Source organism: Methylobacterium sp. WL103 (genome assembly GCF_008039885.1).
In the GTDB taxonomy this organism is placed as follows: Bacteria; Pseudomonadota; Alphaproteobacteria; order Rhizobiales; family Beijerinckiaceae; genus Methylobacterium; species Methylobacterium cerastii.
Genome location: NZ_VRUX01000262.1, coordinates 1 through 5,678, shown reverse-complemented (window position 1 = coordinate 5,678; position 5,678 = coordinate 1). Strand labels below are relative to the sequence as shown.

General features: G+C 58.6%; 7 protein-coding genes and 2 pseudogenes. 5 read left to right on the top strand and 4 right to left on the bottom strand.

Annotated features, from left to right (window positions below):
* Positions 1-117: pseudogene (locus FV222_RS15705) on the top strand (IS5/IS1182 family transposase); the annotation flags it as partial.
* Positions 118-123: 6 nt separating this feature from the next.
* Here FV222_RS15705 and FV222_RS15700 read toward each other — a convergent pair.
* Positions 124-507 carry a hypothetical protein gene (locus tag FV222_RS15700; protein WP_147815023.1) on the bottom strand — a complete coding sequence of 128 codons (384 nt, stop codon included), beginning with the start codon at positions 505-507 and terminating at the stop codon, positions 124-126.
* A 280-nt stretch (positions 508-787) separates the two neighbouring features.
* Here FV222_RS15700 and FV222_RS15695 point away from each other — a divergent pair, with 280 nt between their 5' ends.
* Positions 788-1,126 (top strand): hypothetical protein, encoded by a 339-nt coding sequence (locus tag FV222_RS15695; protein ID WP_147815021.1) that lies wholly within the window; start codon positions 788-790, stop codon positions 1,124-1,126.
* 32 nt (positions 1,127-1,158) lie between these two features.
* Here FV222_RS15695 and FV222_RS15690 read toward each other — a convergent pair whose 3' ends face one another.
* Positions 1,159-1,569: a helix-turn-helix transcriptional regulator gene (locus FV222_RS15690; protein WP_147815019.1), complete on the bottom strand. Its 411-nt coding sequence runs from the start codon at positions 1,567-1,569 to the stop codon at positions 1,159-1,161.
* Positions 1,570-1,885: 316 nt separating this feature from the next.
* Between FV222_RS15690 and FV222_RS15685 the strand changes: the two genes are divergently transcribed.
* A complete protein-coding gene (locus FV222_RS15685; RefSeq protein WP_147815017.1) occupies positions 1,886-2,449 on the top strand; it encodes a PAS domain-containing protein in 564 nt (187 codons plus the stop codon).
* 112 nt (positions 2,450-2,561) lie between these two features.
* Here the strand turns inward: FV222_RS15685 and FV222_RS15680 are convergent, their stop codons facing one another.
* Positions 2,562-3,059 carry a MucR family transcriptional regulator gene (locus FV222_RS15680; protein ID WP_147815015.1) on the bottom strand — a complete coding sequence of 166 codons (498 nt, stop codon included), beginning with the start codon at positions 3,057-3,059 and terminating at the stop codon, positions 2,562-2,564.
* Positions 3,060-3,170: 111 nt separating this feature from the next.
* Between FV222_RS15680 and FV222_RS15675 the strand changes: the two genes are divergently transcribed.
* Positions 3,171-3,872, top strand: a complete 702-nt coding sequence (locus FV222_RS15675; RefSeq protein ID WP_147815025.1) for a response regulator transcription factor CtrA — start codon at positions 3,171-3,173, stop codon at positions 3,870-3,872.
* A gap of 288 nt (positions 3,873-4,160) precedes the next feature.
* Entirely contained in the window at positions 4,161-4,973 is an 813-nt protein-coding gene (locus tag FV222_RS15670; protein WP_147815013.1) for a hypothetical protein, read from the top strand.
* A gap of 588 nt (positions 4,974-5,561) precedes the next feature.
* Here the strand turns inward: FV222_RS15670 and FV222_RS15665 are convergent.
* Positions 5,562-5,678: pseudogene (locus FV222_RS15665) on the bottom strand (IS5/IS1182 family transposase); the annotation flags it as partial.

The window sequence follows — 5,678 nt, the reverse complement described above, 5'->3', positions numbered from 1 at the left end:
CGCCTCTGGGCCAGGCTCAAAGAGTGGCGCGCCATCGCCACCCGCTACGAGAAGACTGCCGTCAGCTTCATGGGCGTCCTCTCCCTCGCAGCCGCCCTCGATTGGCTCAAGCGATGACACGCCCTAGAGGTCAAAATCTGACGGGTGGAACCCATGCCTTGGGTCCGCTTCCGACCCAAGTTCGCCGTCCAGGCCCGCATCGACGATGCCCGAAAGCAGCCATTCGTCGGGCGTGAAGCAACTTGGGTTCGGGGTCGAAGGCGTACCTTGGCCTTTCAGCCCGGCGCGGACATCCCGCGACTGACGCGATGTCGCTGTACGCTTCGGAATAATCAATCGTAGAGCGTATACATAGAACCGGGCAGTTCGCGGGAAATTGATCACTGAAAAATCTGTCACGCGAAGCCTCGGGATAAATTTTTCGACGGCGAATTGTTCTACACCATTAATAAAGTCATCATCTTGATCGATTAATATTGGGAATAGTATAAAACTATCCGGCTGCACTCGTCGCTCGATTACATGTTACTTGCGCCGGAGGTGGTCATCTAGCCAAAAGAACCGAGCGGATCAGTGCCGTCCGCTCGCCCTGCCATCGTTACACGACCGACGATGCACCAACTGCGAACCCAGGTTACCGAATAGAGGCAGGCCACGGATTTTTGGTGTTTTCGCCTATCAAGCGAAGCTCTTCCAAGCTGTCCGCAGATTTTTTTTGGAGTGTTGCATTGTGGGTATTGCTTAGTTGACGACAACCGTCCAAGCCCCTGATTTAGGGGAGACTGCCATGTACCGACACATCACTGCTGTTCTTATCGCCTCGATCAGTTTGACCGCCTGCCAGACTGCTGCGCCTGGCCCACAGCAGACAGCTGTGTTCCAGGGGGACATCGCACGCCTTCGAGCCGATCGTGACGCAAGGCGCATCTCCTATACGGAATGGGCGGAGCGCACGGGGGCTGCGGTACGAGCAAACGTCACCCTCAGCCCCGATCAGGAAGCAGCGATCGCCTACCGGACGCAGTTGGCCCGACGCGTGGATGCCGGTGCGATGACGCCACGCCAGTTCGAACGCGAGAGCGCTCGCACCCTGGAGCGCGTGAGGGCGAGCAAGCAGGGCGCCTGAGGTCGAACAGACCCTGCACCGGGCGTCATCTTTCAGTTTTGGGCGTCGCTTGATACCCCCTGCAGACTGGCGGCAGCCTTGACGATGGAGAGCACGCTGCGGCGCGTCACCTTGTCGGAGATGGTGGCGAAGGTCTGGACCAGTTCCATCACGTGCGGGTCCTGAAGCAGGTTCTGGATCGTCTCCTTGCCATCAGCATTCTCACCCGGATCGTCGAAGAAGGTCGAGACCGACACGCCGAGGAAGTCGGCAATTGCCTGAAGACGGGCGGCGCCGACGCGGTTGCGGCCCTTCTCGTACTTCTGGACCTGCTGGAACGTGACCCCGAGGGCCTGCCCGAGCGCGGTCTGGCTCAGTCGCTGGGCCGTCCGATACGCCGCGATACGGCTGCCGATCGAGCGGTCGCCATCGGTGGTGATTTTCGGCGCATGGGTGAGGGTCATCTCGGCGGTCGCTTTCAGGTGGGAGGAAGCCGAGCCGACGTCTCTGCCATCCCGAACACAACCTAATACGCATTGCGCGCGATTGAGTTTCAAGGAAAATATCAATCCTGGGTTGCGAAAATGGCATAACTTCTTCGTGTACGATCCTTGCTCATTCGAACCGAACCCGTGCTCACTCTCTCATTGCGCCCTGCCCAGACGGGTTCTGGGGTGGCTACAGTCTGCGGCTGTATTACAAATTTTGGACCACTCGAGGATTGCATTCGTTGAGGGTCAAGGTTGTGATGTGCGACGCAATCTTTCACGGAGGCAGCACATGCCGGCATCCTTGCAGTCCATACTTGATGCATCGGGCTATCTCGGCACATGGGAAACGGATCTTGATACGCAGATTGTTCGGCTGACAGGCGCGCTCCCTCGCGTGCTTGCCGTCGATGAGACGCAAGGTGCAACGGGAGTACCCGTCTCAGCGCTACTGAAAGGCGTCCATCAGGCAGATCGCGAGCGTATCGCTCACCTCATGCACAAAGCTCACAGCACCGCAGGGCGGTTTGAAGCCGAGTTTCGCACCTGCGGCCGAGAGGGAGGCGTTCACTGGATCGCCGCACGTGGACGCATCGAGACTGATCCGACCGGCCGAGGGTTGCGCTGCATCGGGCTGATGACGGACCTGACGGAGGCGCGCCAAGATGGCCAGGCGGCGACCGATCATACGATGCAAACGATCGACCGGGTGGTCGACGCGCTCATGGCGCTTCGATCCCTGACCAAGGAGCTAGGCTCACCCATCCTGCCGACCTTGATCAACGTCATGCTGCTCGAACTCGGAACGATCCTGGCCAAAAGCATGGGATCGAGCGAAATCGACCGCATGCACTAACAAGAGTTCGATCAAGCCGTCCGCTGCCTCACGGCGGCTCGACCGTGACACGATCAAGTCCGCCTCAAACTTGAAGGTGCCGCGGTTTGCCGGAACGGGGCGAAGGGCGGTCTCAGGCCGCCTCGGCGACCTTCTTCTTCCGTCCACGCGCCTTTGGGGCCGCCTCGGGGGCTTCTGTGGCTTCGGGTGCGATCTTCCGGCGCTGCTGACCGAGACCAAGCGCATGAGCGAGCGCTGAGCGCTGCGCCGAGTAGTTGGCCGTCGTCATCGGGTAATCGGACGCCAGGCCGTACTTCGCGCGGTAACCTTCAGGGGTCAGGCCGCGCAGCGTCAGGTGGCGCTTCAGTGTCTTGTAGGACTTGCCGTCCTCAAAGCTGATCAGCGCCTCAGGCGTGATCGACTTCCGGATCTGGGCTGCTGTCGGCTTCTCAGGGCCGGCCAGCTCCGCCACGGCTTCTTTGCCGAGGCTGGTAAGGGCGGCATGCACCTTGGCAATCAGAGCCGACAGCTCGGTGACGGGAACGTTGTTATTCGAGACGTAGGCGGCGACAAGGTCGGCCGTCATTTCAAATTCGTCTCGCCCTGAAACGAGAATTGCGCCGTCATGCATGGTATTACCTTCAAATGATTCCTAGCTTCGCATAACAACTTACGGATTTGAACGTCAAGCTTTTGTTAGGGATCTCGCGTTAGGAGATTTTTAGATTTTCTGGGGTTGGCAATGCGTGTTCTTCTAGTCGAGGACGATGCGGCTGTCGCGCAAAGCGTTGAGCTGATGCTCAAATCCGAGCGGTTCGTGACCTACACCACCGACCTCGGTGAGGAAGGGATCGATCTCGGCAAGCTCTACGACTACGACATCATCCTGCTCGACCTGACGCTTCCCGACATGTCCGGCTACGATGTGCTGCGCGGTCTTCGTCTCGCCAAGATCAAGACGCCGATCCTGATCCTCTCGGGCTTGAGCACGATCGAGGACAAGGTGAAGGGGCTCGGCTTCGGCGCCGACGACTACCTGACCAAGCCGTTTCACAGGGACGAACTCGTCGCCCGCATCCACGCGATTGTCCGCCGCTCGCAAGGGCACGCCGAGTCGGTTATCGATATCGAAGGCATGGTCATCAATCTCGATCAGAAAGTCATCGAAATTGCTGGAACGCGGGTCCCGCTCACCGGCAAGGAGTACCAGATGCTGGAACTCCTTGCCCTGCGAAAGGGAACAACGATCACCAAGGAGATGTTCCTCAACCATCTCTACGGCGGCATGGATGAGCCCGAGTTGAAGATCATCGACGTGTTCATCTGCAAGTTGCGCAGGAAGCTCGCGAACGCATCGGGCGGCAAGAACTACATCGAGACGATCTGGGGCCGTGGCTACGTGCTGCGTGAGGGTGCGCAGGAGATGCGGGCTATGGCGAGCTAAAATCTCCTGTGAAAAGCCCTTGCAGAATGGGCTCAAAATCTTTTGATAAATACTAAGTCTTTATTTCGTATTGGCTCCAAAATAGACGCCAATCGTGACTTTACGACGATGCTGATTTCAGATATTAAATAAAGAGCCATCTGAGTTTTTGTCGGAGCCATATTTTTGAGGCGGTTCACAGCTCTACGTGAAGTGCACATTATTACAAAGGCTATCGAAAGGTCCCCTGGAATACCGATCCTTAATGCTATCGGCGCCAGTATTCGATTTTCGCAAGGACGCGGGCCGATGCGCAAGACCGTAAGAATAGCTCTCTGCGGGCTCATCTTTCAGGCCGGAGCGCTCGTCGCCGCCAAGCCGGTCGTCGCCCGCGACTGCAACGCCAAGGCCGTCGACCTCCTGAAAGCGGCATCGCCGAACGGCAATTCGGTCTTCCGGGCAATCGCGCACAAAGCCTTCTTTCGCACCTGGATTGATTGCGAAGACCCCCAATACGCTTTGCCGACGGCCGTGCACGAGTCGGTGCATATGATGACCGCCGACGGCGATGTCTATCCGCTGGTTGGGGGAGGAGCGGTCAGGCGCCCGCCCGAAAGCACCGCCTTATTCGAGCCCGCCAGGATCGCGCGGCAATTTCGGCCAAGCCTGTTCGTGACCACCTATCTGCGCGTAGGCGGTTCGACCTCGGCGACCGACTTCCGGTACTTGCTCGACGAACTAAACGCCTACACTCACGACCTCGATACAGCAGTAGCACTCGACGGCTTGCGCACGCCCGACCGCCAGCTGTCCCACCGCGACGGTCTCGCCGCGCTGATGAGCTTTGTCGCGTTCTATGTTAAAGCGGCGGAGGCCGACCCGGATGCCTGGACCGCATTGAAACATCCGGACATGAAGAACGCCGTCTCGGCTCTCTGGGGGCAGGCAGAGCGCACGATGATAGGTTCCTGCCGGATTACCGATATCGGCACTGAGGACAGGGTGTTTCTTACGAAACTGTGCGAGCGGGGGCCGCAAACCGCCCTCAAACGACTTTTGGGGCGGGCGCCCGTCTGCCCAAAGGAGTGCCTCGCCTTACCGAGTACGGCAAGCCGCGAATGATGAGACGTTCGGAGCTGACAAGCGGTCCGGTCGGGCCCGACGTAACGAGGGCGCCGTATCAGACCGGTGCTTTAATCAATGACAGCCGCAGCCGTGATATATGTTCTGGACGCTGTTGCTGTAGAGGTACTGCGTCGGCAGGCGCTGCACTCTGGACATGCTGACGTTATGTATCACCGGAACGGTGTGGTGATGAACGCGGGTTACCGTATGGACCTGCACGATCGGCCGGACGCGGGTTACATTGTAGATGTGGCGCGTCTTGTGGATGTAATTCGTGCGCTGAACGTCACGATACTGCGTCATGTGCGAGACCTTGTTAGCGGTCCGGTAATTGTAAACGGGGGAGATAGGGCCGCAGGAGCGACAGCCGGCATTCGCCGTATTTGACGCTCCCATGGAAGACACTGCCGCAATGACCGCGACAGAAACAGCAGTGATGCATTTCATTCGAATCTATTCCTTATTTTTAGAAATCACCGCGTACGACCTAATCAAGTACGGCGACTTTAGCCAACCTTTATCGGCGAATTACGTAGTTTTCGTAGGTATCATTCAGGGGCACCCTGCGGCGGCGCCTAGGGCGTGTCATCGCTTGAGCCAATCGAGGGCGGCTGCGAGGGAGAGGACGCCCATGAAGCTGACGGCAGTCTTCTCGTAGCGGGTGGCGATGGCGCGCCACTCTTTGAGCCTGGCCCAGAGGCG

Excerpts from the sequence above, each read along its gene's own strand:
- FV222_RS15695 (WP_147815021.1), top strand. The coding sequence starts at position 788 with ATGTACCGACACATCACTGCTGTTCTTATCGCCTCGATCAGTTTGACC.
- FV222_RS15690 (WP_147815019.1), bottom strand. The coding sequence starts at position 1,569 with ATGACCCTCACCCATGCGCCGAAAATCACCACCGATGGCGACCGCTCG.
- FV222_RS15685 (WP_147815017.1), top strand. The coding sequence starts at position 1,886 with ATGCCGGCATCCTTGCAGTCCATACTTGATGCATCGGGCTATCTCGGC.
- FV222_RS15680 (WP_147815015.1), bottom strand. The coding sequence starts at position 3,059 with ATGCATGACGGCGCAATTCTCGTTTCAGGGCGAGACGAATTTGAAATG.
- FV222_RS15675 (WP_147815025.1), top strand. The coding sequence starts at position 3,171 with ATGCGTGTTCTTCTAGTCGAGGACGATGCGGCTGTCGCGCAAAGCGTT.
- FV222_RS15670 (WP_147815013.1), top strand. The coding sequence starts at position 4,161 with ATGCGCAAGACCGTAAGAATAGCTCTCTGCGGGCTCATCTTTCAGGCC.